Here is a 25,746-nt window from a genome sequence, read left to right as displayed (position 1 = left end):
AAGTACCCGACTTCGACGTTCAAGACCACGAGCATCAAGCCGTCTGCATCTGGATTTGACGTCAGCGGCGACCTCACGATTCGCGACAAGACCAAGAACATTACGTTCCCCGCGACGATCGCGCTTGACGGCGCCAACCTGAAGGTGAAGGCGGAATTCGAGCTCAATCGCAATGATTTCGACATCAAATACCAGGGCACTGTTGGCGACTATGTCATTCAAGACAATTGCCCGGTGAAGCTGGATATCGTCTGCGTTCCGGCCCAATAGAATCCCGACCTTTACTGCGCGTGTTGCAGCGCCTGCCGTTCGCGGCAGGCGCTTTTCTTTTGCCGGAAAAGACAGGTTTACGCGTTACGCGTAAGGATTAGTCCCCTTGCCGGGGCGCCATCCAAACCAAGACAGAACGCGATGACGGAGAATCATGGCAATCATCTCACACCCGAGAAAGAAGGCGCGGACCTTGCTTCCTGTCACGGAGGACGTCCCGATGCGTTTTCGGTAGTTGACGGGGATTTCGATAAAGGGGATTTCGTTGAGAATGGTTAAGAGTAAAAGCTGAGGCCCAAACGCGGAGCCTCCGATGGAAAACTGGGGGGCAATCTTCTCGTAGGCTTCGCGGTGAAACAACCGCATGGTACAACCCACATCCGTGAGCAGTGTCGTGTTAAACAAGAACTCCACCAACTTGCCGACAGCCCAATTACCCCATTTAAGGAAAAGGCCCATGTTGGCCCCTTCCCACACCAATTCGCGCTGCGTGCGCGTGCCGAATACAACGGGGACGTCATCGGAATAGGCCAGCAATTTCGCAACGTCGTGTCCGGAGAACGTTCCATCGGGTTCGGCAAGAACCAGCAAGTCGCCGGTTGCCTCGTGAAGCCCACGCCAGATGGCGTGCCCGTAGCCCTGCATAGGCTCATGAACCAGGCGGGCCTGGGTCTTTTGCACTTCTTCGCGCGTTCCCTCGGCGGCATTGTTGTCGACGACTACGATTTCATCGACATACGGGCATGCGAAGAAGTCTTCAATGCACTGCTTAATTGACTGCTTCTCGTTATACGTCGGAAAAACGACCGAGACCTTCTTGTCCTTCCACATGCCCCTTCCTCGTTGTCCACGCAAATCCTTGAACGTATTGGCAAGGCGATAAGCCTACCAATACGTATAGAGAAACGTCTCAATTAACCAACACTGACCGATCAAGAATGCGAGTGTCACGCTCAGCGGCGCCAGCGACCGTGTTGAGGCAACTATTCGCTCCAGCATACATGCAGCGGGAATCACCATGAACGGAATGATATACATGGCGGATCGCTCTCCCTCGCCGCGCCCGAGATATAGCATATTCAGAACAAGTAGCGTGAGCAGGCAGACCACTGATACCGCTTTGGTCTCTCTTTCTACACGCGATAGCCTGCCCAAAAACAAAACGGTCAATGGAATCCCGGCAAAGAACAGCATGGTAAGCGGGTTGAGCAGTTTGTACACGTAGGAGGCATAGCGAGGGGTCTGCATGTCGAGATTGCGCTGGTCTTCTTCAAACTGTGCCTTGCATACATGAAAGCACTCAATCACATTGAACCCGGACCATAGGTAGACAAGTCCATGCACGGCAACAAACGCAACGAGCATGACCAACGCTGTCTTGAAAACGGATACACGGTAAGCCGGGTCTGCCAGTCTCCAGAGGCCCACGAATCCAAAGAAGGCCCCGATGCTCACGAGCGAGAAGGATAACAGCGACATGAGTGCGTAGAGAACTCCCGCCCCCAATGCATACGCGATAGACTTGCGGTGGATGGCGCGCCAGAACAAGAACAACCCGCCAATCGTAAAGGGCATGAACAGAATGTCGGCGCTGGTCGCGGTGAACAACAAAATGGTCGGGGTCAACGTGTACAGCAGGCAACAAATGAGCGCGGTTCTCTGGTCGCGCACATCACGCACCCAGTAGAAGAGCGGGAAGACCGCCAGGCTTCCGAAGAGAATTGTTCCGATCGACAAGCCGAGCGCCTCGCGGCCGAATAGAAAGGACAACACCCACAGCACTGCTACCGGACCGGGCGGGTGAACCTTCGAGTGCATGGAAAGGAAAGGGTGCAGCTTAAGGTAATCACTGAACAATCCCCGTATAGACATGCCGCGCCCGATGTCATTGACGTACTCGTACTGAGAGCGCATGTAAGGGGCGGCAATTCCTTCTAAACCGCCTCGCATCATGGCAATGGCCCCGGCCAGAAGAACCGTCATCAGAAACAAGCCCGCAAGCGTCGCCTTCAGGGCACGGGGGCTCAGATCGTTGCCAAACCAGTCGTGGCGGCGCGAAATGAAGAGCGCCAACCCCACACAGCAGGCCACGAGAATCAGCACCAACAAGTTCCCGAGTATCCCGAAAACGGGTGAATAGACGGCGTGGAACGGCGTCACGTGCATGTAGATAGACTCGACGCCGAGCGCGTTGGCCAGAATGACCCCAAGCACGAACCACAAGGAAAGGCGGATATAACTCCCCAGGAGTCCCTTGGCGGCTTGGGTACCGGTCAGATTTGGAACTGTATCCTCACACAACATGGCGCCCATTGTACGAGAGGAAAACGTGGATGTCACCTTGCTCCCAAGAAACACGGTTCCTCCTTGCCGTGTTTCTTCCCCTGCATGCACAACGCGCATTTGGCGTTGTGCTGCAAGGTTCTGCGGAACTTCGCAATGGCGTTAGGGATTGTAGACTTATGGGATCTTGAATACTACCATCGATAGGGGTGGGATCCTGTTCAATCGGATATATGGGGTCTCGAGACACCTTGAGATCCCTGGATAAATCGACGGATTTTGAATCGGCACCGGCATCTGTGAGATAGTGTTCACGCAAAGGGTTCTGGAGTCCAACGCATTCCTAGGCCCAAGTTTAGAGGCGTTCCCTCTACAGTCCGGCGTGTGGCGACACCAATTCTCACAAACACGCACGATCAGGCAACACAGACAACGTCATGAACACGCTGTACGATTTCTATTGGCGCAGGCGGTCCACGTCCGCGAGTCTCCGCCGTGCCGTGGTCGTTTCTATCGTGCTTCACGTTTTGCTGCTAGCCGCCGCGGTGATGTGGGTACGCCAACGCGCCCCGATGGCCATCGGCACCATCTACGAAGTGCAGTTTGGGTCCAACGTGCCACTGGCTGCTGCTAGCAAAGGCGGTGCGGTAGGTGAAGAGTCGGAAAACCTATCGCCGCCACCCAAAGTTGAGCAAGCACCCGAACCGGAGCCGGAGCCGGAACCGCCCAAAGTGGAGCCGCCCAAGCCTCCTGAGCCCAAACCGGAGCCCCCACCACCTCCACCGCCACCTAAGGAGACTCCGAAGGTTGTGAAGAAGGAGGAGAAGCCCAAAGAAGAGAAGCCGAAGCCTCCTGATAAGAAGAAGGAAGCTACGGACAAGAAGCCACAAACGGACGATAAAAAGAAGGCCGACGCACAGAAGGACAAGAAGAAGACGGACAAACAGATGGTCGCGAGTGCGGACCAGCCTGAAAAGGACAATCAGTCCGACAAGCCAGTGACGGGATACGGGAAAGGTCAGAAGGGCGACCAAATTGGCCAGCCCAAGGGTGACCCCAATTTACCGCCAGGTCCTGGTGTTAATATGGGCGAAGGGCTTCCCACAATTTTGACAACGTGGGGAAGCCTGGTCCAGATAAAGGTACAGCGAATCTGGGAGATTCCTTCCAGCGTGCTCTACGGCGGCGGAAAGAACGAGGTCACCATATCGTTCTGGGTGAACCGAGAGGGCTACGTTTTGGGAGAACCCGAGATTATGAAGAGCGTTGGCGATTCCGAGTTGGGAGTCTCCGCGGTTAAAGCAATTAAAGCGGCAGTTCCGCTGCCGCCGCTTCCCGAAAGTTATGCCGAGCCCGAGGTACAGGTTGTCTGTACATTCGTGCCTACCGAGTAATTGAACCTACAGTGAAGAATCCTGGAGGAAGATCGAAGTGAGTTGGAATCGCGCAAGCATACCGACATTGGCAGTACTGTTAAGCCTCTTGGCTTTCGCACCACACGTATTTGCTCAACAGCCAGTGGGGTTGAGTGTTCAGAAATCCGTGGACAAGCGTGTCTTGCTGGCAGTACCTACATTGGCCACCGTGCCTGGCCAGGAAGCGCTGGGCTCGCAGATGGCAGAGGTGATTGCCAACGATTTGTCGTTCAGCGGCCTGTTTCGCATCCTTCCGCCAACGCAGTATCCGGCTGGGTTCACAGGGCTGACGAGCGATCCAAAGCAGATCAATTTCCAACTCTGGCAGGGCACACCGGCCCTGTACCTTGTGTACGGATATGTGTCGGCAGAGCAAGGCAACATCGTTGCGCAGTGCTTTCTTTTCGACATCCGTGCTGCAAACTATGTGGTCGGCAAGAAATTGACCAGCACCCAAGACGCGTGGCGTCTCGTCGCGCACGAGTTTTCGGACGAAGTGGTGAAGTTCATTGACGGCACGCCGGGTGTCGCGACGTCTCGAATCTGCTTCAGCGGAGGCGAACCACGGAAAAAGGAAATCTATGTTGCCGACTACGACGGGGCGAACCTCCGTCAAGTGACCAAACACGGGTCCGTGTCGATTTTGCCGGCCTTCTCGCCCGACGGAAACAAGATTGCCTACGTCTCATACAAAGACCGCTATCAATACATCTACGTTGTCGAGCTTGCGACGGGGAAATCGACGCCGCTGTCGCGCGAAGTGGGTATGAACAGCGCGCCGGTTTGGCACCCGAACGGACGTCAACTTGCGCTGGTGCTCAGCAAAGACGCGAACTCTGAAATCTACATGGTGAATTCGGATGGAACAGGCAAACGCCGCCTGACAAACGACAAGTCGGTGGATTCGTCTCCCGCGTTCAGCCCGGACGGATCGCAAATCGCATTCGTGAGCGATCGAGGCGGAAAACCGCAGATATACGCGATGGACAGCAGCGGCGGCAACGTTCGCAGACTCTCGACGCAACCGGGCAAATTCTACGATCCCGTGTGGTCACCTGACGGCAAGTCGATTGCCTACGTTCTGGAGAATAGCGAAGGTTTCGAGATTTGGATGATGGGCGCCGACGGAAGCAGCCCCAAGCAGTTGACAAGTTCACCGGGTGGAAACGAGAACCCGACCTGGTCTGCCGATTCGCGGCACGTGATGTTTGCCAGCACCCGCACAGGCCGTTCGCAGTTGTGGACCGCCACCATTTCGAGCGGTGAAAACCGCGCCGTACCTGGCATTACGGTCGGCGCGCAGGGACCTGACTGGGGTCCGCGCAGGTAGTATGCGAACCACCGTCGAAGTAGCAGGCCGGAGCGACCGACATGGGTGAGAAGACGGTTGTAACCAATCGGCGCGCTCGTCACGATTATCATGTGCTTGAGAAATTCGAAGCCGGCATCGTGTTGAAGGGTACCGAAATCAAGTCGTTGCGCGACGGCCACATCGTCCTCAAGGACAGCTATGCGGATGTCATCGGCAACGAACTGTATCTTGTCGGGGTGCATATCAGCCCTTACGAGCAAGGAACCATCTGGAACCACGAGCCGGAACGCGACCGTAAATTGCTGATGCACAAGCGGGAGATTCTACGAATCGGTGCGCAAATCGCGGAGAAGGGGCTCACATTGGTCCCCCTGAGCGTCTACTTCAAGCAGGGCCGGGCAAAGGTGGAATTGGGGCTCTGTCGAGGAAAGCAGACTGTGGACAAGCGCGATTCAATACGCGAGCGCGAGGTTAAGCGTGAGATAGAACGCCACATCAAGGACGTTCGCCGATAGTCCGGATTTTCTGCGAGCACACGCGAAGCCAACTCACACTGCGCGAGAGCAATTTAAGCCGGCGCCTGGTTGCGCCAGTACAGATTGCAGGATAGTCAGTTTTCGGGTCCGTCCTGGGGGGAAGACCCGGTGTCTTGCCTTTGGTTGCACGAACGGGTAGTCTGACTGTTGTCATTGTGAGCAATCCGGATTGAATGTATCTCAATTCAAGAGGGGACTATGAGCATTTCACGCATTCTGGCCTGCTTCCTCACCATTATTTCCATCCTCGCTACTGGGTGCGGTCAGGGAGGAAGTACTTCCACACTCTCGCCGGGTTCCGATCCTCAGAGCCTATTTGCGGAGTGGAAGGCGCTTGTTGACAACCCCGAAGCCAACATGAATACCAACCGGTACATTGAACTGGCCGCTCAGATGTCCATGACGGCGCCTGAAATGCTTAATAAGATTGTAGACGTAATTGCGGACCCCGCCACGAAGCCCGAAACAAGAGCTATGGCTCTAGGTTCTCTCAACGGATTCGTTAAGAAGGATATGGTCCCTCGCCTGCTACAACTCACGGATGCCTCGCTTGAGAGCAGCACGAGGGCGGGCGTGATCATCCTCTTGTCGCCGGTTCAGTTGCCAGAGTGTGAGGCCCGGTTTCGAGAGCTCGTCAATGACCCCGACAAGCGCGTGAAGTTTGCCGCCAACGTTGCTTTGGCAGAGCGCGGAGACGCAGAGGCGCGCAAGGTCATTCAAGCCGAGTATTTCGAACCCAATATTCCTGCGCAATACAAGGAACGGATTGCTTTCACACTCGCGCAGACTCCGCAACCCGGTGACCAAAAAGTGCTGGCCGAAGCTGCTGCGGAAAGCGCCTTCAGCCCCATGTGTCGCGCTATGGCCATAAGTTCACTCGTGAATCTAGGGGACCCGTCGGTAATTCCCTCGCTGGAAAAGTGCTTGGTAAGCGAAGGTCCGCAGGAAGTCAAGGATTTGGCGCGAGATGCGCTGGCCGCTCTGAAGAACCAGGACGGAGATGCATCGAGCGCATCGCCTCAACCCTCAGACACGACGCCTGCTGCTACTGCGGAAACGCCACCCGCTGCAGCGGAGCCGACCCCTTCTGCAGCACCCGTTCCAGCCCCGGAAGCCCCGGCTAGTGCCGAACCTGCTGCCGCGCCACAACCGGCTTCAGGTGCGTGAAGCGCTTCGCAGAGCAACCACTTGCGACTCGACCCAAGGGTAGGTAAGTTCGATACCCTGGCGTAGGGAAAACTGCGAACGCCAGCCCGTGGAAAAGATGCGCGCATTGCTGAAGTTCCGCGACTGCACGCCCACCGGCCCGTCGACGTGTTGGATGCGAACCTCCTTTCCCGCGACCGCTGCAACAGTGTGCACCAACTCGTCAACCGTCACGTATTCGGGACAACCAATATTGCAGGGCTGCTCCAGCTCGGACTGCATCAGCCGGAAGATTCCATCGACCATATCGTCGACATACGTGTACGAACGGACCGCACTCCCGTCGCCCCACACCTCAATGCTCTCGCCGTCGGCCGCCTCCGCGACTTTACGGCATATGGCAGCGGGCGCCTTCTCCCTCCCTCCTCGCCAAGTGCCTTCCGGGCCGTAGCAGTTCTGAAATCGCGCGATTCGCACCGCAAAACTGTAACGCCTGCCGTATGCCATCGCGGTTCGCTCGGCATAGAGTTTCTCCCAGCCGTACTCGTTGTCCGGTAGCGCGGGATAAGCTTGATCCTCCACCATTTCAGGCTCGCCAGGAACCATGTCGCGGTAAACGCATACGGAAGACGAGAAGAAGTAGCGGGAGACTCCGATGCGCGCGGCGGCTTCAATCATGTGAGTATTAATGAGGACGTTATTGTGCATAATCTCGCACTCTGCGGAGTGGATGAACCCCATCCCACCCATGTCCGCGGCAAGCTGGTAGACTTCACGGGGAGCATCGCCGTCAAGCGTAACCGCGGCCTCGCACTGCTCGGGATCACGCAAATCGAGTAGTTTGAACTCGTCCGCTGCCGTACCCGAAAACTCGGGGAGTTTGATATCGACGCCGCGAACCCAATATCCCTCGCGTTTCAGCCGCTTCACGAGATGGCTCGCGATGAATCCACCTGCACCGCAGACAACTGCCCGTTTCATGCGCCGTGCTCCCCGTAGATTGCTCGCCTTGTCAGTTCAAGACACGCTTGACTCCTCGAAGTGTAGAGACTGTCCGACGTACCCCGCAAGTGGAAAATGGGGTGCTACATGCCCCATATTCAACCGTACTGTGCGGAAGAGCACCTGCAAATTCACGAGGAATAGGGAAAAGCGGTAGACCATGGACAGTTCTGTTTTGAGCGAATTGGTAATCGCGTGCGAAATCGGCGGCACAAAGCTGCAGGCCGCGCTCGGCACGCGCGACGGATTGATTGTGCACCGGCTGCGGGGAACCGCCCCGGCCGCGCAAGGCGCGCGCGCAGTGCTTGCGTGGTTCGATGGGGCCGTGCGGCAGCTCGCGGATGTTGCTGCGGCTCGCGATGCACGTGTTGTTGGCCTGGGAGCAGGATTCGGGGGACCGATAGAATCGGCTACGGGCCGCGTACTCGTTTCACACCAGGTGAGCGGATGGGACGATGTACCGCTAAAGGCGTGGTTTGAGGACAACTTCAGCTATCCCACTGCCATTATCAATGATTCGAATGCAGCAGGTTGGGCGGAGTACTGCCTTGGCGCGGGAAAAGGCACACGCACATTCTGCTATATGAACATTGGAAGCGGGATTGGCGGCGCGATCGTGATCGATGGAAAACTGCAAGACGGCCAGGGTTTTGGCGCCGCGGAGATTGGCCATACCTACATTCCCGACTGGACGCATACAACAGCGGGCATCCCCGACAAGGTGGAGAACCTGTGTTCGGGATGGGCCCTTGAGCGGCGAGTACGCGCCAACGCTCCGCTCCCTGCTGCGTCTCCGCTCGCGCAATTGTGCAACGGTCATCGCGAGCAAATCACCTGCGCGATGCTGGCACAGGCCGCCGCGCAGGGTGACGCCTACGCGCTGGTGGCAATAGAAGAAGTCGCCTTAGGCATCGGCACGGCCTTGAGCAACGTCATTACCCTTCTCCATCCCGAGCGTATCGCAATGGGCGGTGGAGTAAGCCTGATGGGGGATATCCTCTTGGACCCGATCCGCAGACATGTGGACGCTTTGGTATTCAGGCCCTATCGGAATCGCTACGAGATCGTGCCGGCAGCGTTAGGTGAAGATGTCGTCTTGGCGGGCGGACTGTTGCTGGCGCCGTAGTCCAATTGGCGAAAACTCAAAGATCGGGGGGATTCACGTGGTCCGCATTGTGGCTCTGCTGATAGCAGGAACGGCGTGTCTGGCGTATTCCAGCGAGGAACAGGCTCGAAAGGTCGAAGTACACCTTTACGGTGGCGATGTCTCACCGCGCGCGCCGCTTGCGTCGTGGTACCACGAAATCGGAATCAGTGATGTATGGCTCTTCCCGTGTGCGGGCGCTTTCCCGCAGGACCAGAAGCCAGAAACCCAGCAGACGCCTGAGCAGTTCGTGTCGAATGGCGTGCTCGGCGCGTATCAGGCCGTAGGAATTCGGTCTTGGTGGATGGAACGGCCCGTTCCGGATGTCCTGTACCAATCGGCAAAGGACGGTACTCATACGCTTTGGGACAGCAGTCCGGAGACTGAAGCAATATGGAGCAACGTCTGCAAGAGCATAGAGACCCTCTATGCCGATGTGAAGCGGGTGGGCTTCACGGGGCTCGCCTTCGACAATGAGGCCTACTATAGTTTTGAGGGCGATGAATCCGGCCGAGTAAAACCGTGGGTGTGGAAGGGTCACGAGAGTCAGCTTGGACTGGATGGCAACTACTACAAGCGCGGCAAGCAAGTCGGAGAACACATTCATCGTGTTTGGCCGCACGCCAAGGTAATCTTGGTCTACGCGTTTGGGTATGAAGGCGAGATGTGGTGGTATCGAGGCTTTCAGGACGCGGGGTGCGAGGTCTTCATCGGGGCTGAACACACCTACGGCGCCGGTCCGGGCGATTTCGGCAAGGAATACTTTCAATGCTGGTGGAACGGCAAGAAGACCAAAGAAACCTGCGATTGGAAGCGGACCCAATTCCCCTTCATTGCAGACAACCTACACGTCATGGCGGGCCTCTTCCCCATCGACTTTGGCGCACAAAAGCCCAACTACCGGGCTCGTGACTTCCGCGAACAACTACGAAGTGCGGCCTGTGACGACTCCAATGGCCCTATTCCAGTTTGGATTTGGCCCCAAGGCCCGTTTACACCCGAATCTTGGCAAGCCATCGCGTATGCCGAGGGAGAGTCGGCGAAGGACTACCTCGACGCCCTGACTGCATTTGCCCTGCGACAGGGCACCCCCTCTACAAAATAGTCACGTTCCCGGAATGAACTTGAAGCGCTCACTGTTTTCATCTATGTTCTTATATAGTAATAATTCCTATCTCTGAGAAATTCCAAATTAGACTCAGAGCGTCTGGGGGTTAGCAACATGAGGAGGCCAAACATGAACACGGAGAACAGACTCACAACGGCGGCGGGTATTCCGGTAAGCGACAACCAAACCTCCATTACGGCGGGAGAGCGTGGGCCTGTCTTGCTGCAAGACCACTACCTTATTGAGAAACTGGCCCATTTCAATCGGGAGCGCATCCCGGAGCGCGTGGTCCATGCGAAGGCGGCCGGAGCATACGGCACCTTTACGGTCACCAAAGATATCACCCCATATACGAAGGCGAAGCTCTTCTCCGAGGTGGGTAAGCAAACCGAAGTATTGGGACGCTTTTCTACGGTCGCTGGAGAGAAAGGCTCTGCCGATACAGTCCGAGACGTGCGCGGATTTGCGCTGAAGTTCTACACGGAAGAGGGCAATTGGGACATGGTCGGAAACAACACGCCCGTATTCTTCATTCGGGACGCCGTGAAGTTTCCCGACTTTATCCACTCGCAGAAGCGAGACCCGCAGACGAACCTCCGCTCGGAAACCATGCAGTGGGACTTCTGGTCACTGGTGCCGGAGTCGCTTCATCAGGTAACCATCTTGTTCAGCGATCGAGGCATACCCAAAGGCATCGCGTATATGAATGGCTACGGGAGCCACACCTACAGCTTCATCAATGCCAGGAACGAGCGGTATTGGGTCAAGTTCCATTTCAAGACTCAGCAGGGTATCCAGTGCATGAGTGCCGAGGAAGCGGATCGCATCGCAGGAGAGGACCCCGACTACCACACACGCCATTTGTTCGACGCAATTGCCCGAGGAGAAAGGCCCAAGTGGACCCTTTATGTCCAGGTGATGCCGGAAATGGACGCCGAAACGTATAAGTGGAATCCCTTCGACCTGACAAAGGTGTGGTCCCATGCGGATTATCCGCTGATCGAGGTCGGTGTGCTTGAGCTGAATCGCAATCCCGAGAATTACTTTGCGGAAATCGAGCAGTCTGCCTTCTCACCCGCGAATGTAGTTCCAGGCATATCATTCTCGCCGGACAAAATGCTTCAAGGCCGAATCTTCGCATATGCAGACGCGCACCGGTATCGCTTGGGCGGCAACCACGAGATGCTTCCGGTCAATTGTCCGCATGCCGCAAAAGCGAGCAACCACTTTCGTGACGGAGCCATGTGCTTCGGCAAGAACGGGGGCGGTTCGCCGAACTACGAACCCAATAGCTTTGGCGGCCCGAAAGCAGACGCCTCGTATGCCGAACCTCCGCTGAAAATCTGCGGCGATGCCAGCCGCTACGAGCAAAAACGAGGGGTGGATGATGACTACGTTCAGCCGGGCAATCTCTTTCGGCTTCTGCCAGCCGATGAACAAAAACGTCTCATCGCCAGCATCGTGGGTTCGCTCAAAAAGGCGCCCAAGGATATCCAGGAGCGCATGGTCGGTCATTTTCGCAGGGCGGATCCTGCCTACGGCGAAGGCATAGCGAAAGGACTAGGCATCGCATAAGTACGTATCGTTCACTCTCACACAGTCGACTATCTGCCCGGAATCGGCGCGATGAATGTGCGCGGATTCCGGGCATCCTTCTTTCGTGCAGGGCGTCAGCTTGATTTCGGGTCGCGGTCGTGATTATCTGATTCCGGTCTGGCGGGTTCCTCATTACCTCTGCGGGGGATCAAATGGCTTCTAACGTAGTCACTCGATTCATGGAGAAGCACGCGGCTCTCTCAGGCAAGCCGCATCGCGTTCGGTCGTCTGCGGAGGCCGCGGATGCAATCGCGGACATTCTTGCCGCGATAGGCGCGCAACGTGTTGCTCTGGCAAACCTCTCTCAAGAACTCAGTGCAGCAATTGAGCGCACGTTGTCCGGGAAGGTGCTCGAACTTAGGAAGGAACCCTTTCCAGCCTCCACTCTCCCCCACGCCATCGACGATTGCCAAGCCGGAATTACGGGAATGGCTTTTGGCATCGCGCAGACCGCCACCTTGGCTGAAATCGCCGTTAACGACGCCCAGCGGCTTGTCTCCGCATTGCCACGAACACACATTGGAATCGTCCATGCAAAAGATGTCGTCGAGACCCTGGAGGATGCCGCCCCGCTGCTGCGCTCGATCTTTCAGCAGAACCCCAGCAATTGCACGGTCAGTTTCATCTCTGGTCCAAGTCGAACGGGAGACATCGAACTCAAGCTGACACTGGGTGTACACGGTCCCGGCGAGCAGCACGCCATCATTATTGAGGAGTAGGACATGGCCGACGTTCACCAAGCTGCGCTAAAAGCGCGCATTGTTAAGGCGCTTGAAGAACCAAAACATAGCGCAGCCCTGCTGAGGTGCATGCAACGAGGACGCGATAACCGTGCCCGCGCGCTGACGGAACTACCCGGTGGGGCGGATTTCCGGGGCACGGTAAAGGCCGTGAAGGATCGGTGCATCGAGCACCAAGTGGAACTGGTCAATCGATTCATAGCAAATGCCGAAGCGCGCGGTACAAGGGTATTCTGCGCACGAAATGGGCAGGAAGCCATTGACTACGTGCTCAAGCTGGCGTCAGACCGCAAGGCAAAGGTCATTGCGAAGTCGAAGTCACTCACGACCGAAGAGATCGAAATCAATGATCCATTGATTGAAGCGGGACTGAAAGTGATCGAGACCGATTTGGGTGAGCTAATCATTCAGCTCGTACATGAAAAGCCGTATCACCTGGTCTTTCCATCCGTTCACAAGATGGCTGCCGATGTGGCCAAGATCTTCGCGAAGGAGACGGGCACCGAAGTGAGCGAAGATATCCCATCGATCATGAAGGTCGTGCGCGCCTATCTGCGTCCCATTTTCTTAAACGCGGATATCGGCATGACCGGAGCCAACGTCGGTATCGCTGAGAATGGATGCATCGTCATCGAGACCAACGAAGGCAACGGAAGGCTCGTGTCCAGCATCGGCGACTGCCACGTTTGCGTGATGGGGATCGAGAAGATCGTCGATACGATTGAAGATGCCATGTTGATGGTTCTGGCTCATCCAGTCAGCGCATCGGGACAACTCCCCACCACCTATGTCACGTGGATGGGCGGGCGCTCTCCATTGGGTGAAGGGGAGAGCCGCGGACCGCGCGAATCGCACATCATCCTCCTGGACAACGGACGCAGGAGTACGCGCGATGATGTGGCCATGCGAGAGAGTCTGAACTGCATCCGTTGCGGTGCCTGTATGAACGTTTGCCCCACATACGGAGTGGTGGGCGGTCATGTGTTCGGCCATATCTATCCGGGACCGATCGGGATACCCTGGACCGCCCAGGTCCACGGTCTTGAGAATGCGGGCGCTTTTGCCTCGTTGTGTATCTCCTGCGGTCTCTGTAAGGAAATATGCCCCGCCGAGATTGACATGCCCATGATGATCGCCGAAGTGAAACGCCGTTTTGCAGTGGAGCATGGGTTTGCCAAAGCCGAGAGAACGATGATGGGCGCGGACGGGTTTGCCGCCTTGGGCAGCGCCATGGCGCCCATAGCCAATCGCATGATACAAAGCAAAACTGCCCGCAAGGTGATGAGGGCCACGCTGGGTATCGACGAACGCAGGGCGCTTCCCCCCTTCACCCACCAGACATTCAAGAAGTGGTTTCACGCCAGAAAACGAGTGAGCCAAGAATCAAAGCGGCGCGTGGCATTCTTCGTGGACGTCTTCGCAAATCATAACCGGCCCGACCTCGGTCAATCGGCCGTGGAATTGCTCGAACGCCTGGGCTGCGAAGTGGCGTTACCTGAGCAGCGTTCAAGTGGGTATCCTTTCATCGCATATGGCAACTTGGATAAGGCACGGGAGGTCGCCACGTTCAACATTGCCCGGCTGGCCCCGTTCGCGAAAGACGGTTACGACATCGTCGCAACGGAGCCCACGGCCGCGTATTGCCTGAAATCGGCATATTTAACCCTCCTGCATTCGTCGAACGACTCTGAGTTCGTGGCAGGCCGCTCCCATGAGTTTTTCGAGTACCTTATAGATTTCGACACCGGCACAACCGAATTCCCGTCGCTTAAGGGACGCCGGTTCGGTTTTCACATCTCGTGCCACCAGCGCCCGCTGGGCGCAGGCCACGGGGCGGTGGAATGGATACGTAGACACGGCGGCGAAGTGAAAATCATCGAAACGGGAACGTGCTGCGGCATGGGCGGAACATTCGGATTAAAAAGCGGCCCGCTGGGCTACGACCTGTCCATGGCGGTGGGAAAACCCCTGTTCGACCTGTTCAACCAATCGGGGGTAGATGCCATCTTAACGGAAAGCAGCGTATGCGCCATTCAATTGCGCGAAGGGACGGGCTTGCCCGTATATCATCCTCTGGAGTTGTTGGCACAATAGCGCCTGAATCAAATACACATTGCCGACAAACAAAGGAGAATCGCCGTGTACACGTGGGAATACACAACCCTGAAGCTTAACACCACAGGCATTTTGGGTGGCAAGTTCGACGAGCTGGACCTTAATGAACGCTTGAATGCGTTGGGCATCGAAGGCTGGGAATTGGTGACCGCATTCGATACCAACCAGGCCTATGGGCAAACCCGTGATGTGGTGCTCATTTTGAAGCGTCGCACTTCATAGCCTACTGGCGTCGCTCTCACATCGCACGACAAGTTGTTCACCTGTTGTCTCGCAAATACGACACATCCGGCTCACGCCTCTGGGGAAGCAACGAAGCATGAGCCGGAGTATCTACTAACACACTAAGCGTACCGTGCTAAGCTCTCTTTCTCTGGATGAGTCTGCGAGCCGCGAAACCGCCCAATCCAAGGCCCAGCAAGGTCATCGAGGCAGGTTCGGGAACAACGCATCCCGGATGACCGCCGTGGTGCCCGGTATTCTCGTCAAGTCCGCCGACAATCGAAACCAGCGCGCCGTCGTAGCTGGGCGTGCTGCCGTATTGCCACCAGATATTCGTCAGACCGGTCAACGTGAACGCGCCGAACACATCGTCGTTGGCATACTGGAACGTGAAGCTGTCCGAGTTGTCTAAGAAATATGCGGTGAGATCATCGCCATTCAACGTGCCATTCGTCGTTTGAAGCGTCAGATCTTCGACATTGACCACCGGGTACGAACCATCGTACGGGTAGTCATACGCGGTGATGGTCAGATAGTTGAACTGCTCCACACCGAAGCCGTTCCAGAAAATCGAGTTCGTAAGGCTGTTGGCAGCATTGCCCCACGAGTACGTGAGTGTGCTGGTGCCATCATAGACCAGACTCCAGTACACGTCCGCGCCATTGACCAAAGGATTGTTGCCGGATGCTTGAGGGGGGACGGCTGTATTGGCACCGTCAAAAAGACCGAATTCCCAAGTCCCATACGCGCCTGCGCGTTCAATTGCCGTGAATTCGACCAGGTCAGCCGAAGCGCTCATTGAGACAAATATACTGCCGATGGCTAGCGCCAACGTTAAGACTGTCCGCGTTTTCATAGTGATTCACTCCTCCATCGATGGAATCCAAAGTCCCCAAAATCCATAACGCAGCCATTTGAACATAGAGCAAGTGTTGTGCCACTGAAATCTGACTAAAAGTACAGACTAGGCTCGCTGTAAGTCCTTTACAAACGCACTAACGTTCACAGACTGAGTCTTTTTTCGCAAATGACTGCTGTTTCGGGGCTCAATTGAATATTACAAAATATTCATTTGTGAGCTATTTTTACTCACACAGGACTCATTAATGCCGGACAGTGCCATCCCTCTAAGTCCGGGCTGCATTGCGCAGAGCAAGCATTATCGGAGGCATCTCTCCTCCAAGATAAGTACGCGACGGATAACCTCGGGCGAAATGGGGACAATCGTGCTATCATGTGAGCAAGCTGTCCTGGGAGTCTTAGGGGCGCTTTGACTCGGGGGAAGTGACGTGAAGACCAACATGCAAACCGTGGCCATGGGCTCGAGCCTGCTTGTGGCTGTGCTGATGCTGGCGGGAAAGCTGACCGCTTACTTCATAACGGGCAGTACTGCCATATTGTCTGACGCGGCGGAGTCGGTCGTGCACCTCGTGGCGACTAGCTATGCTGCATTCAGCATGTGGTATGCCCAACTGCCGGCCAATAGGAGGCATCCCTACGGACACGGGAAAATTGCGTTCTTTTCGGCTGGCTTCGAAGGTGCGCTCATTCTTACCGCGGCGCTATTCATCGTTTACGAAGGTGTGGTAACGCTCATTTCAGGACCGGAACTTCGGCAACTGGGTGTCGGTATTCTGATTACGGGCGGCCTGGGAGTCATCAATCTTATTCTGGGGCTGAGCTTGGTTTGGGTGGGCAAACGGAAAAACGCATTCATTCTGGTCGCGAATGGTAAACACACGCTGACCGACATGTGGACCAGTCTAGCCGTCGTCGGAGGTGTGACCATCGTCTGGGCCACAATGCAGATGGGAAAACCGATTCTGTGGCTGGACCCAGCCGTGGCGATAATCGCTGGCCTCAACATCATGGTTACGGCAGGCGTGCTTATTTATCGATCATGCAGAGGCTTGCTCGATGAAGCCGACCCCGCGCACACCCGGCTCATCCTGAACGCTCTGGAGGAAGCCTCGCAGGATGGACGGATTGTTGGATTCCACCATCTGCGGCACCGGCAAACCGACAATACCATGTGGGTGGAAGTCCACATGCTGGTACCTGGTGACACAACTACCGCGGTCGCGCACAGGAACGTAACCCAGATTGAGAACGCCATTGTGGGCCTATTCCCGGAATGCCACGTGCATGTGACGACGCACGTGGAACCGGACGTCCATGATGCGGATCATCCGGGGGGACATCCTGACCTAATGGACGCGTTTGCTGGCGGTGAACGCAGAAGCCGCCGATCGCAGAACTGACGCGTTAGCAAGCGCCACGGTTTACTTCAGCGATGCCTCGATGCGCGCGAGCTTTTCGCGGATATCGCCGAGGGTCGCCGCAATCATACTGGTGTCAGCCGCAAGTTCAGTGCGAACCTCATTCTTGGCGGACTCAAGATTATTGATCACGATGGCAATGAACAGGTTGACGATCACAAAGACCGCAAAGATGACGAAACTCACGAAATAGACCCAGGCCAAGGGCGTTTCGTCGAGCACCGTATTCTGGAGTTCCACCCAGCCCTCCAGCGTGAGAATCTGGAATAGTGTAAGGAAAGCGCGGCCAAGTCCCTGCCAATGTTCCGGGTCATTCTTCGAGAATAAATGCACGCCCATCACCGCATAGACGTAAAGAATCAACCCCAACAACACGAGTACGTTGGCCAGCGAAGGGATGGAACGCAGCAGCGTCGTTACGATGAGCCGCAACTCAGGCAAGGCGGATACCACGCGCAGAGCGCGCAACAGACGCGCAAGCCGCGCGACCGTAGCGAACGCACCGGCCGCAGGGATCAGCGATAACGCGACAATGACAAAATCAAAGGTATTCCAGCCGTCCTGAAAGAAGCGCCAGACTCTCGGCGCGTGCGCGGTAAGACGAATGCTAATCTCGACAACGAAGATGACTTGCACCAGGGCATTCAGCGCGTGAAACAGCGCACCGTAGCGGCTCATCAGATCGTCGCTGGTCTCAATTCCAATCAGCACCGCATTGAGAATGATGATGACTAGAATGGTCCGCTGGAACACGAAGTTCTCGGCGATACGGCGGCACAACCGGTTCATGCTGCGCTTCCGCCCGCCTTCTTGGACTTCTTGGGAAACAGCAAGGACAATACGACGGAGACCGTTACCACCGACAGAATAATGCCCAAGGACCACGTAATTGGGAATTTGCCGCCAAAGGCTTCGTTGAGCCAGACCATTTTCAAACCGACAAACACCAAAACCAGCGCAAGTCCGAACTTGAGCATGTGGAACTTGTCAACGGCACCCGCCAATAAGAAGTACATGGCGCGCAGGCCAAGAATGGCGAATACGTTTGACGTATACACGATGAGCGGTTCGCGGGTCAGCGCGAAGATCGCAGGCACGGAATCGACGGCGAAGATCACGTCACTGAACTCAAGAAACAGCAGCGACACAAACAGGGGCGTGGCGTGCATTCGTCCATCCAGGCGCACAAAGAACGACTGCCCGTGCAGTTGCGGCGTAACGGGCATAAAGCGTTTGAACAGGCGAATGAGCGGGTTCTTTTCCGGGTCAATGCCTCGTTCGGGCGCGAAGAACATTTTGATGCCGGTGAGAATCAGCAACGCGCCAAATAGGACGACGACCCACTTGTATTGCATGAGGACCGACCCCATGCCGATGAAGATCGCTCGGAAAACGAGTGCGCCGATGATTCCGTAGAACAGCACGCGATGCTGATACTTCGACGGGATCGCGAAAAACGAGAAGACAACGACAAACACGAAGATGTTGTCCACCGCGAGCGATTTCTCGACGATATACCCTGTCAGAAACTCCAGCGCCACTTGTTTGGCGGCGGCGTCGGGCACAAAACCTTCTATGGCGGTGAGACGGGGATCAGCCGGGAACTTGCCGGCAGCATAGAGGTAGAATCCGTAGTTGAACGCCAACGCAAGCGCAACCCAGATGACACTCCAGATTGTGGCCTCTTTGATGGATACTTCGTGCGCTTTGCGATGAAACACGCCAAGGTCGAGGGCCAGCATTAAGAGGACGAACAGCGTAAAACCGGCGTAGAACCACCAATAATCGGCAAAAGGAAAGAACAACTCTTGTGTCATGGGAACCAACGCACCTCATTTATTGTTGGAGGCCAAGACAAAACCAAAACGACATGCGAAGCATACCGCCCGATGGGTTCAAGGAACTCCCCGCATCGTTGTTCCCGAAAACACCGCGAAAAGTCCACACATTCCCCGAGAGGGGAGCACGATTGACGGTACCTCTCTGAACTTCCGAGCGGGGGATCGCGCGAGCGCGGGATTCAGTGGTAGAAACAGAAGCCAAGCGGATGGCCTTTTCTCTTTAGTGCCGCAGGCACGGCAGACTCCAGCCCGGCGCGGCATAGCCGCAAGCAGAAGAGACTCAACCACGGATGCACACCGATGAACTCCGATGGAGAAACACAATAAGTGCACTGTTCTCGTGACAGCTAGCATCTACACTAATTCAAGCCTGCGGCATACACCACGCTGCGCTCGGCGATCGCGGCGCTACCGGGATCGCGTTTTGGAGAGTCGGCTCATGTAGGGTCTGTGACGTTTGAGCCAACGCCGCGCGACTTTTCCCTCTTGTCAGTCCGAGCAAGGGACCGCGCAAGCGCGGGTGTCGGTGGAAGAAACAACGGACCAGACAAACAGCTACTACTCGGCATCCCGGAATATGCCCAGCGCAATGCCCGCATTCACTCACACGGTCTTTTCTCTGAAGTGCCGTAGGCGCGGCAGACTCCAGCCTGGGGTGAGATTCGCGTCACCGACGCGAATCGAAACCCCAGGTACCAGCCCCCCCACCCAACGTGAGCCCTGTAAGGGCGAAAGCAACTTGTGGGGGTCCGTTTCTAAGGAGGTAATCTAGCGCTGCTTCAAGGAGAAGCTATCCATGACAATAGATTGGTCCACCGCGCCGTAGGCGTCGTCGCTGCCTATGTGGGCGAAGACGTGAATCCGGCCGTCCTGCTCCTGGATAGCGCGCGGGTAGTAGGCCGTGCCCGGTACGTCAAGCTGCTGCCAGGTCTTGCCTCCATCGTTCGTGTAGTGAATTCCCGAAGTGGCAAGATGCAGTATCGGACCTTCCCGCGTTGCCAGCAATTCGGGATGGCCACTATGCGGAAACGGCGCAGGGCCGACATCTTGCGGGGTCCAGGTGTCACCGGATTTCTTCAGCAGTCCCTGCCAGCGTGCCTGCGTTTGCGTATCGGGCACGATGCGCCGAAACACACACAGCAAATCGCCGTTGGGTAACTCCGCAATATCGTACTCTTCACCACCCCAACTCGCGCGCAATTCTTCGGGGACAACTGGAATGGGCTTGGACCACGACCGTCCTTTGTCGGAAGAGACAATCAAAAGAGGCTCGATCCGATTCAAAATCTCCCCCATGTTCACGCTATTGGCCGGGGCATGGACAATGCCACCGATGAGAATGACACGGCCGTCGCGCAATACGCGGATCCGCTTCGGGAAAGTCAGACACTCGCCGGGGTCGAGCAACACTTCCGGCTTGCCCCACGTCTTGGAACCGTCCGTCGAGCGCTGCACATACCCCGTCTGCGGCACCTCGGGATCGTAGGGCAGGTAATTCCCCCACACACCACGCAGAATCGTGCCGTCGTCCAGCGCTACCTCCGACGAACCCGTCGTGCCATTCATACACGAGGTGAACGCGTCCGCGCTCACCTGCTCCCACGTCTTGCAGGAATCGGCCGAGCGCAGATGGACGTTACGCATTTCCAACCCCGTCATATCGTATGCAGGGAGCCCAGGCGGCGGCCAGTTGAGCCGCTTGCGCACATCTTCAGGCGCCTGCGGGCGGCCCGTCACCGGCCCCGTCGCTTGCGTGAAGCTCACCATCACACTGCCATCAGGCATGCCCCATGCGCCCACCCAACACGTGTACCCCGGCGTCTGCGGCGAATGGTAAATGGTCGTACGTTGATGGTCGACGGCGATGTACTCATCGGCATGGCTTGACCCCGCAAACAGGGCAGTTGCCGTCAATACAGAATAGAGAAAGCTGCCAGTTGGTCGTCTCACAGTATCCCCCTCTCAGCACTGATGTCCTTGATCAATCCTAACCTTGATTCCATCGATTCAATCCAGCACAACTGGAGCGCTGTAGAGTCCCGCACAACACATCCTGCACACCATGTGCATCCTTCTTGAACGCTCTGTATTCAACAAGGCAATACAGTGTGGACTACGCTAAGGCACCATCAATTCCGTGCAACCCGGTCTAGTCGGTATCTTTCTCTCGCACGCCACGGCCCACATTTCCCACGCGCCGTCAATGTAGTTGTCGTTGCCGGGGCGGCCGCAGGCCTGGACAAACAGGTACCACTTGCCGTCGATCCGATAAAGCGCGGGCGTGGCAACGTGGTACATAGACTTGTCGTCGTAGAGGCCGGTCCACTTGGTTTGTAGCATCGTATCCACGTCGAGTTGCGTCCATCCTTTCACAGGATCGGTGCTGACCGCGAGGACGGGCCGCCAACGCTGGCCGTGTTCGATCCCGACTTCGATACACAGCACGTACGTGTTGCCCAATTTGAAGACCTGGTGCCATTCGTAATAGGCATTCGGCGTAGACGGAAAGATCTGCCCCATGCCGCGCGGGTCGGCAGTGTTGAATTGACGCGTCCAGGACTTGCCGTCGCGCGACGTGGCAAGACGAATTCCGGGAAGCACGCCGTCTTTGCCGCGATACGAGTAATACATGTACCAATCCCAACGTTTCTCGGCAGCATTCCATTCGCGCATAACCGCAGCCTGCGAGGCCATCTCTTCGCTGTATGGAGCAGCCGCTTCCGGCGCAAGCACGGGCGCATCGCCGTATCGGACGATGGAAGACGCGGTCACCTCGGAATACCCGTCGGCTCCAGCCGGACAAACCGCAAGGCCAATACGGTCTTGTACGTTACCCGTGGTTCCTGAGTAGTAGATGTAGTAGGCGTCCTCTTCGGGTATGTAAAGGACCGTGTCGAGACGAATCGAGCCGGAATCCCATCCCGCTTTTCCGGGCGAGAAGATCGGATTAGCCTCGTCCTGATGCCACGTGAAGGGGTCGTTTGTCTCCGCCCACGCCTTGCCGATTGCCGCGGTATTCCGGTTCGACGCAGGCACCGCGCCGTAGAACATGATCAGCCGCCCCGGAACTTTGGGGTTCGGCAATATGCACGGCTCCTCAATCTGCTGCGACATCCATTCGTGGCTCGCGCGCGAAAGCACGATCTGACCGCGCACGGCTGCGGCGGACGGAGCCTCTGCAGCAAGAGCCGCGCAGAATTTGCCAACACAGAATGCTGCGACCACGCAGCACAGAAGGGCATGAAGCACTCTCTGCATTTGTCCCGCTCTCCTCATTCGATGGTTCAAGCCGAAAAGACTCGACCCGAGTATCCCGCAGTCTCAAGGGCTCGATAATAGCAGGCTTCAATCCCGCACAGGAATCATCTGCGCTGCAGTAGACCAGTGGAATGAACCTGCTCTTCAAGCTGTTTCACTAGACACTTCCAAAGCAACACTCCTCATAACTGTAGTCAAAATCCAATCCGCCGGCATCACACCGGCAAGGAGATCTCATCACCATGGGTAAGCTCACAGGCAAAGTGGCCGTAGTAACCGGCGCATCGAAAGGTATTGGCGCATCAATCGCCGAACATTTGGCGGCAGAGGGCGCTTCCGTTGTCGTCAATTACGCCAGCAGCAAATCCAGCGCGGATGCTGTCGTAAAACGAATTACAGACAAAGGAGGCAAAGCCGTCGCCATACAGGGCGACGTGTCGAAGCAAGCAGACATTACCCGATTGTTCGCTGAGACCAAGTCCGCGTTCGGAAGCGTGGACATTCTCGTGAACAACGCGGGAGTATACGAGTTCGCGCCGCTGGAGAGTATCACTCCAGAACACTTCGAAAAGATGTACGACCTGAACGTGTTTGGCCTGTTACTGACCACGCAGGAAGCCGTGAAGTACATGAATGGCAACGGCGGCTCGATCATTAACATCAGTTCCGTGGTGGCAACGATGCCCATGGCAACCGCTTCTGTGTACAGTTCAACAAAGGCCGCTGTCGATGCCATTACCGTCGCGCTCTCTCAGGAGTTGGGGCCGAGAAAGATCCGCGTCAATTCGCTCAACCCCGGAATGGTCGAGACGGAGGGCGTGCATGCCGCTGGCATTGCAGAAAGCGATTTTCGGAAGAAGATCGAAGCCGAGACTCCGCTTGGCCGCATCGCGCAACCCGAAGACATTGCGAAAGCGGCCGTGTTTGTGGCATCCGACGATTCCGGCTGGCTCACCGGACAAACCATGATACTTGCCGGCGGCTACGCTTAACGACACACAGCCGCGAACAGAAAAGTTGAAGGCCGGACCCTGCTCTGATGAGTGAGGTTCGGCCTTCGACAAATACGCCTGGAATGGAAACCGGGCGATACAAAAAGGACGCCCGACACGAAGACCGGGCGCTACAGGAAGACTCGGTTTACTTTCGACCTTCTATGGTCGTTCTCCACGCGCGAGCAAGCAGTTGATCTCGTCTATGGTCGCGGGAAGTTGCGCGATCGTATCGATCACGAAATGCGCTCCGCACGACACAAGCCGCTGCCTGGCTTTGGCGCACTTTGCGGCACGATCTTCGGGACTGAGCGCAGCGAACTCGGCGGCGGTCAGCCCCACTTCATTCCCATGATCCACCAAACCGACGGACCACATGCCCGCATTAAGGCCTTCGCCAATATCGGCGGGCGTGTCGCCCACCTTCACGCATGCTTCGAGCGGATACACGTTCATGCGCTTCACAGCCTCAAGCGCCATCCACGGCGAAGGCCTGCCTTCGGGGACATCGCTCACGCTGACCATCGTGTCGGGCGTATACCCGGCCTTTGCCGCGAGCGGCGTCAACACGGCCATCATCTCGCCGTTGTAACCGGTTGTGCTTCCAATCTTGATACCCTTCGCCCGAAATGCGGCGATTGTCTCCAGCGCGCCGGGGATAATGTCGGCATGCTTTGCAATGGTCTCCACCTGTCTGGGCACGAACTCCGCGAACAACGACTCAACATCCTTCTCGGTGGGACGAGCGCCGGTCTTCTTTTCCCACTGCGCCGCGATAGGTTCCATCTTCAAAAGAATGCGGATGTGGTCCTTCTTGTGAATGCCCATCGGTTCGCGTGCCTGCTCGGAAGTAACGGCAATACCGTGACTGTTGAATAGATCGACAAACACATTGGCCGGCGCGCAACATCCGAAATCGACCGTCGTTCCGGCCCAATCGAACACCACGGCCTTGACAGGGCCGCGATAGGAACGGCGAAATACAAAACTCATGGAAAACACTCCTTGATGCGATTAATCTCGATCGTTATCTCGCCTGTGAAGAGATCCTGCACATGTCATTCTGAGTCCGCCTTCGGCGGACGAAGAATCTGGCTTGTAGCTCTTATTGAGAAATCACGCTACACTCTTCACGACTCGTCGACCAATGCTATTCCCATCTCCCCCATCGTCTCGGCGATCGCACGAAGGAGATCGCAGACATCGCTCTCGAAAATACGTCCGATGTTGCCTATCCGGAAACAATCGGCATTGCTGACTTTTCCGGGGTAGATCACATAACCCTTGTCGTTCAAGCGCGAGTAGAAGTCTTCGAACTGGAAGTTCGGGTCTTCGGGATACCTGAACGACGTGATGATATACCCTTGCAGCGCCGGTTCGAGATACTCGACAAAGCCCAGTGTGCGCATACCCTCAATCAGAGTCTCGTAGTTTGCGCAATACCGTTCGCCCCGCCCTTCCACGCCGCCTTCCTGCTCCAATTCAAGCAACGCCTGATGGAACGCGAGAAGAGCGTGTGTCGGCGGTGTGAAGCGGAACTGCCCGTTGCCTTCGAGTCCTTTCCATTGCGCGAGCAGGTCAAGGCTCAGACTTCGCGCAAAACCCTCGGTCGCTTCAAGAGACTCGCGGCGGGCCAAAACAAATCCGAAACCGGGCACGCCCTCAATACACTTGTTCGCGGAAGACACGAGATAGTCGATGTTGGCGGTCTCCAGATTCAGGGGAACCGCACCGAAACTGCTCATCGCATCGACAAAGTACGTAGCGCCAGACCCGGCTACCAGTTCGCCGATCTCTTCAATTGGGTTGATGATGCCCGTGGTGGTTTCGCAATGCACAACGGCAACGCACGTGATTGAAACGTCTTCAGCAAGAATCTTCTCGATTTCCGCAAGATCAGGCGGCTGATCTTCCGGCGATTCAAGCACGACATGCGCAATCTTCAGCACCTTGCAGATTTGCACGATGCGTTTGCCGTATGCGCCGTTGACTATCACCAGCACTTTTCCGTCGGGCGCAACGGTCGACGAAAGCACCGCCTCCACCGAGAAGGTGCCGCTGCCTTGCATGAGAATGGCCTCGTATACGCCTTTCTCCACACCGCCAAGCGCAAGTAGACGGTTTCGGATATCCTTCACCATCTCGATGAACTCGAAATCGCGCGAGCCCAGGTCGCGCAGAAGCGCCTGCTTAACCGTGCGACTCGTGGTCAACGGCCCAGGCGTAAATAGCACTTTGTCCTTCCAGCTAGAAATGGCCCTGTCTCCCATGGTTCGATCCCCCCTCTACCTACTGCTATTGGCTGGTCCGTTCGGCCGCGTTCTTTTCGTGAGCCTTGCGGACCCGCCACATCGTTATCAACATCATCACGGCGAAGGTGACGCTCATCCAAAATGCCATCACGTTGGTCATGTGAATGTTCGCCATCTTGTCGTTGCCGGTCATGATCTTGCCAATTACCAACTCCTGCACGATTGGCCCGATACT

Annotated in this window: 24 protein-coding genes; 13 read left to right on the top strand and 11 right to left on the bottom strand. The window is 56.4% G+C overall.

What is annotated here, in order from left to right:
- Positions 1-270: YceI family protein (locus K1Y02_15270; protein MBX7257720.1), on the top strand; the 270-nt coding region annotated here is incomplete at its 5' end.
- A gap of 84 nt (positions 271-354) precedes the next feature.
- Here the strand turns inward: K1Y02_15270 and K1Y02_15265 are convergent.
- A complete protein-coding gene (locus tag K1Y02_15265; protein ID MBX7257719.1) occupies positions 355-1,101 on the bottom strand; it encodes a glycosyltransferase family 2 protein in 747 nt (248 codons plus the stop codon).
- Between the two features lie 54 nt (positions 1,102-1,155).
- Positions 1,156-2,628 (bottom strand): glycosyltransferase family 39 protein, encoded by a 1,473-nt coding sequence (locus K1Y02_15260; GenBank protein MBX7257718.1) that lies wholly within the window; start codon positions 2,626-2,628, stop codon positions 1,156-1,158.
- Between the two features lie 362 nt (positions 2,629-2,990).
- Here K1Y02_15260 and K1Y02_15255 point away from each other — a divergent pair, with 362 nt between their 5' ends.
- The 4 genes from K1Y02_15255 to K1Y02_15240 all read left to right on the top strand — a co-directional run bounded on the left by K1Y02_15255 (position 2,991) and on the right by K1Y02_15240 (position 6,983).
- The gene (locus tag K1Y02_15255) at positions 2,991-3,947 is read left to right on the top strand and encodes a TonB family protein (protein MBX7257717.1); all 957 of its coding nucleotides are present in this window, start codon (positions 2,991-2,993) and stop codon (positions 3,945-3,947) included.
- Between the two features lie 37 nt (positions 3,948-3,984).
- The gene (gene tolB, locus K1Y02_15250) at positions 3,985-5,298 is read left to right on the top strand and encodes a Tol-Pal system beta propeller repeat protein TolB (protein ID MBX7257716.1); all 1,314 of its coding nucleotides are present in this window, start codon (positions 3,985-3,987) and stop codon (positions 5,296-5,298) included.
- Positions 5,299-5,339: 41 nt separating this feature from the next.
- The gene (smpB, locus tag K1Y02_15245) at positions 5,340-5,795 is read left to right on the top strand and encodes an SsrA-binding protein SmpB (GenBank protein MBX7257715.1); all 456 of its coding nucleotides are present in this window, start codon (positions 5,340-5,342) and stop codon (positions 5,793-5,795) included.
- Between the two features lie 219 nt (positions 5,796-6,014).
- Positions 6,015-6,983, top strand: coding sequence for a HEAT repeat domain-containing protein (locus K1Y02_15240; GenBank protein ID MBX7257714.1), 969 nt, complete (start codon positions 6,015-6,017; stop codon positions 6,981-6,983).
- Here K1Y02_15240 and K1Y02_15235 read toward each other — a convergent pair.
- On the bottom strand, positions 6,972-7,943 hold the full coding sequence (locus K1Y02_15235) for an NAD-dependent epimerase/dehydratase family protein (GenBank protein MBX7257713.1): 972 nt from the start codon (positions 7,941-7,943) through the stop codon (positions 6,972-6,974). The genes K1Y02_15240 and K1Y02_15235 overlap by 12 nt on opposite strands.
- Positions 7,944-8,124: 181 nt before the next feature.
- Here K1Y02_15235 and K1Y02_15230 point away from each other — a divergent pair, with 181 nt between their 5' ends.
- The 6 genes from K1Y02_15230 to K1Y02_15205 all read left to right on the top strand — a co-directional run bounded on the left by K1Y02_15230 (position 8,125) and on the right by K1Y02_15205 (position 14,889).
- Entirely contained in the window at positions 8,125-9,090 is a 966-nt protein-coding gene (locus tag K1Y02_15230; GenBank protein ID MBX7257712.1) for an ROK family protein, read from the top strand.
- Positions 9,091-9,127: 37 nt separating this feature from the next.
- Positions 9,128-10,213, top strand: coding sequence for a hypothetical protein (locus tag K1Y02_15225; protein MBX7257711.1), 1,086 nt, complete (start codon positions 9,128-9,130; stop codon positions 10,211-10,213).
- A 132-nt stretch (positions 10,214-10,345) separates the two neighbouring features.
- A complete protein-coding gene (locus tag K1Y02_15220) occupies positions 10,346-11,791 on the top strand; it encodes a catalase (protein ID MBX7257710.1) in 1,446 nt (481 codons plus the stop codon).
- Between the two features lie 173 nt (positions 11,792-11,964).
- Positions 11,965-12,531, top strand: coding sequence for a lactate utilization protein (locus tag K1Y02_15215; GenBank protein MBX7257709.1), 567 nt, complete (start codon positions 11,965-11,967; stop codon positions 12,529-12,531).
- Between the two features lie 3 nt (positions 12,532-12,534).
- The gene (locus K1Y02_15210) at positions 12,535-14,646 is read left to right on the top strand and encodes an LUD domain-containing protein (GenBank protein MBX7257708.1); all 2,112 of its coding nucleotides are present in this window, start codon (positions 12,535-12,537) and stop codon (positions 14,644-14,646) included.
- 45 nt (positions 14,647-14,691) lie between these two features.
- Positions 14,692-14,889 carry a DUF4177 domain-containing protein gene (locus tag K1Y02_15205; GenBank protein MBX7257707.1) on the top strand — a complete coding sequence of 66 codons (198 nt, stop codon included), beginning with the start codon at positions 14,692-14,694 and terminating at the stop codon, positions 14,887-14,889.
- A gap of 136 nt (positions 14,890-15,025) precedes the next feature.
- On the opposite strand, the gene K1Y02_15200 is transcribed toward K1Y02_15205, so the two are convergent.
- Positions 15,026-15,745, bottom strand: a complete 720-nt coding sequence (locus K1Y02_15200) for a PEP-CTERM sorting domain-containing protein (protein MBX7257706.1) — start codon at positions 15,743-15,745, stop codon at positions 15,026-15,028.
- A 460-nt stretch (positions 15,746-16,205) separates the two neighbouring features.
- On the opposite strand from K1Y02_15200, the gene K1Y02_15195 reads away from it, so the two are divergent.
- Positions 16,206-17,150: a cation diffusion facilitator family transporter gene (locus K1Y02_15195; protein MBX7257705.1), complete on the top strand. Its 945-nt coding sequence runs from the start codon at positions 16,206-16,208 to the stop codon at positions 17,148-17,150.
- Between the two features lie 21 nt (positions 17,151-17,171).
- Here K1Y02_15195 and K1Y02_15190 read toward each other — a convergent pair whose 3' ends face one another.
- The 4 genes from K1Y02_15190 to K1Y02_15175 form a co-directional block, all read right to left on the bottom strand.
- Complete coding sequence (locus K1Y02_15190; GenBank protein MBX7257704.1) at positions 17,172-17,957, bottom strand: ion transporter; 786 nt, start codon at positions 17,955-17,957, stop codon at positions 17,172-17,174.
- The gene (locus tag K1Y02_15185) at positions 17,954-18,985 is read right to left on the bottom strand and encodes a TerC family protein (protein ID MBX7257703.1); all 1,032 of its coding nucleotides are present in this window, start codon (positions 18,983-18,985) and stop codon (positions 17,954-17,956) included. Before K1Y02_15185 ends, K1Y02_15190 begins: the two co-directional genes overlap by 4 nt.
- Before the next feature lie 792 nt (positions 18,986-19,777).
- A complete protein-coding gene (locus K1Y02_15180) occupies positions 19,778-20,959 on the bottom strand; it encodes a glycoside hydrolase (protein MBX7257702.1) in 1,182 nt (393 codons plus the stop codon).
- 168 nt (positions 20,960-21,127) lie between these two features.
- Positions 21,128-22,267, bottom strand: a complete 1,140-nt coding sequence (locus K1Y02_15175; protein ID MBX7257701.1) for a hypothetical protein — start codon at positions 22,265-22,267, stop codon at positions 21,128-21,130.
- A 242-nt stretch (positions 22,268-22,509) separates the two neighbouring features.
- On the opposite strand from K1Y02_15175, the gene K1Y02_15170 reads away from it, so the two are divergent.
- Positions 22,510-23,259 (top strand): glucose 1-dehydrogenase, encoded by a 750-nt coding sequence (locus tag K1Y02_15170; GenBank protein MBX7257700.1) that lies wholly within the window; start codon positions 22,510-22,512, stop codon positions 23,257-23,259.
- A gap of 162 nt (positions 23,260-23,421) precedes the next feature.
- On the opposite strand, the gene K1Y02_15165 is transcribed toward K1Y02_15170, so the two are convergent.
- The 3 genes from K1Y02_15165 to K1Y02_15155 all read right to left on the bottom strand — a co-directional run.
- Positions 23,422-24,252, bottom strand: a complete 831-nt coding sequence (locus K1Y02_15165) for a phosphonoacetaldehyde hydrolase (GenBank protein ID MBX7257699.1) — start codon at positions 24,250-24,252, stop codon at positions 23,422-23,424.
- A 137-nt stretch (positions 24,253-24,389) separates the two neighbouring features.
- Entirely contained in the window at positions 24,390-25,529 is a 1,140-nt protein-coding gene (locus tag K1Y02_15160) for a 2-aminoethylphosphonate--pyruvate transaminase (GenBank protein ID MBX7257698.1), read from the bottom strand.
- A gap of 25 nt (positions 25,530-25,554) precedes the next feature.
- The coding region (locus tag K1Y02_15155; protein ID MBX7257697.1) for a hypothetical protein at positions 25,555-25,746 on the bottom strand (192 nt) is incomplete at its 5' end.

It is taken from the genome of Candidatus Hydrogenedentota bacterium, from assembly GCA_019695095.1.
Classification (GTDB): domain Bacteria; phylum Hydrogenedentota; class Hydrogenedentia; order Hydrogenedentales; family SLHB01; genus JAIBAQ01.
The sequence above is the reverse complement of the archived record's forward strand: the minus strand, read 5'-3'. Positions and strand labels throughout refer to the sequence as shown.

Coding starts and splice junctions, on each gene's coding strand:
- K1Y02_15175 (MBX7257701.1), bottom strand. CDS start 22,267: ATGCAGAGAGTGCTTCATGCCCTTCTGTGCTGCGTGGTCGCAGCATTC.
- K1Y02_15160 (MBX7257698.1), bottom strand. CDS start 25,529: ATGGGAGACAGGGCCATTTCTAGCTGGAAGGACAAAGTGCTATTTACG.
- K1Y02_15190 (MBX7257704.1), bottom strand. CDS start 17,957: ATGAACCGGTTGTGCCGCCGTATCGCCGAGAACTTCGTGTTCCAGCGG.
- K1Y02_15240 (MBX7257714.1), top strand. CDS start 6,015: ATGAGCATTTCACGCATTCTGGCCTGCTTCCTCACCATTATTTCCATC.
- K1Y02_15165 (MBX7257699.1), bottom strand. CDS start 24,252: ATGAGTTTTGTATTTCGCCGTTCCTATCGCGGCCCTGTCAAGGCCGTG.
- K1Y02_15265 (MBX7257719.1), bottom strand. CDS start 1,101: ATGTGGAAGGACAAGAAGGTCTCGGTCGTTTTTCCGACGTATAACGAG.
- K1Y02_15235 (MBX7257713.1), bottom strand. CDS start 7,943: ATGAAACGGGCAGTTGTCTGCGGTGCAGGTGGATTCATCGCGAGCCAT.
- K1Y02_15185 (MBX7257703.1), bottom strand. CDS start 18,985: ATGACACAAGAGTTGTTCTTTCCTTTTGCCGATTATTGGTGGTTCTAC.
- K1Y02_15255 (MBX7257717.1), top strand. CDS start 2,991: ATGAACACGCTGTACGATTTCTATTGGCGCAGGCGGTCCACGTCCGCG.
- K1Y02_15230 (MBX7257712.1), top strand. CDS start 8,125: ATGGACAGTTCTGTTTTGAGCGAATTGGTAATCGCGTGCGAAATCGGC.
- K1Y02_15215 (MBX7257709.1), top strand. CDS start 11,965: ATGGCTTCTAACGTAGTCACTCGATTCATGGAGAAGCACGCGGCTCTC.
- K1Y02_15170 (MBX7257700.1), top strand. CDS start 22,510: ATGGGTAAGCTCACAGGCAAAGTGGCCGTAGTAACCGGCGCATCGAAA.
- K1Y02_15210 (MBX7257708.1), top strand. CDS start 12,535: ATGGCCGACGTTCACCAAGCTGCGCTAAAAGCGCGCATTGTTAAGGCG.
- smpB (MBX7257715.1), top strand. CDS start 5,340: ATGGGTGAGAAGACGGTTGTAACCAATCGGCGCGCTCGTCACGATTAT.
- K1Y02_15195 (MBX7257705.1), top strand. CDS start 16,206: ATGGGCTCGAGCCTGCTTGTGGCTGTGCTGATGCTGGCGGGAAAGCTG.
- K1Y02_15200 (MBX7257706.1), bottom strand. CDS start 15,745: ATGAAAACGCGGACAGTCTTAACGTTGGCGCTAGCCATCGGCAGTATA.
- K1Y02_15220 (MBX7257710.1), top strand. CDS start 10,346: ATGAACACGGAGAACAGACTCACAACGGCGGCGGGTATTCCGGTAAGC.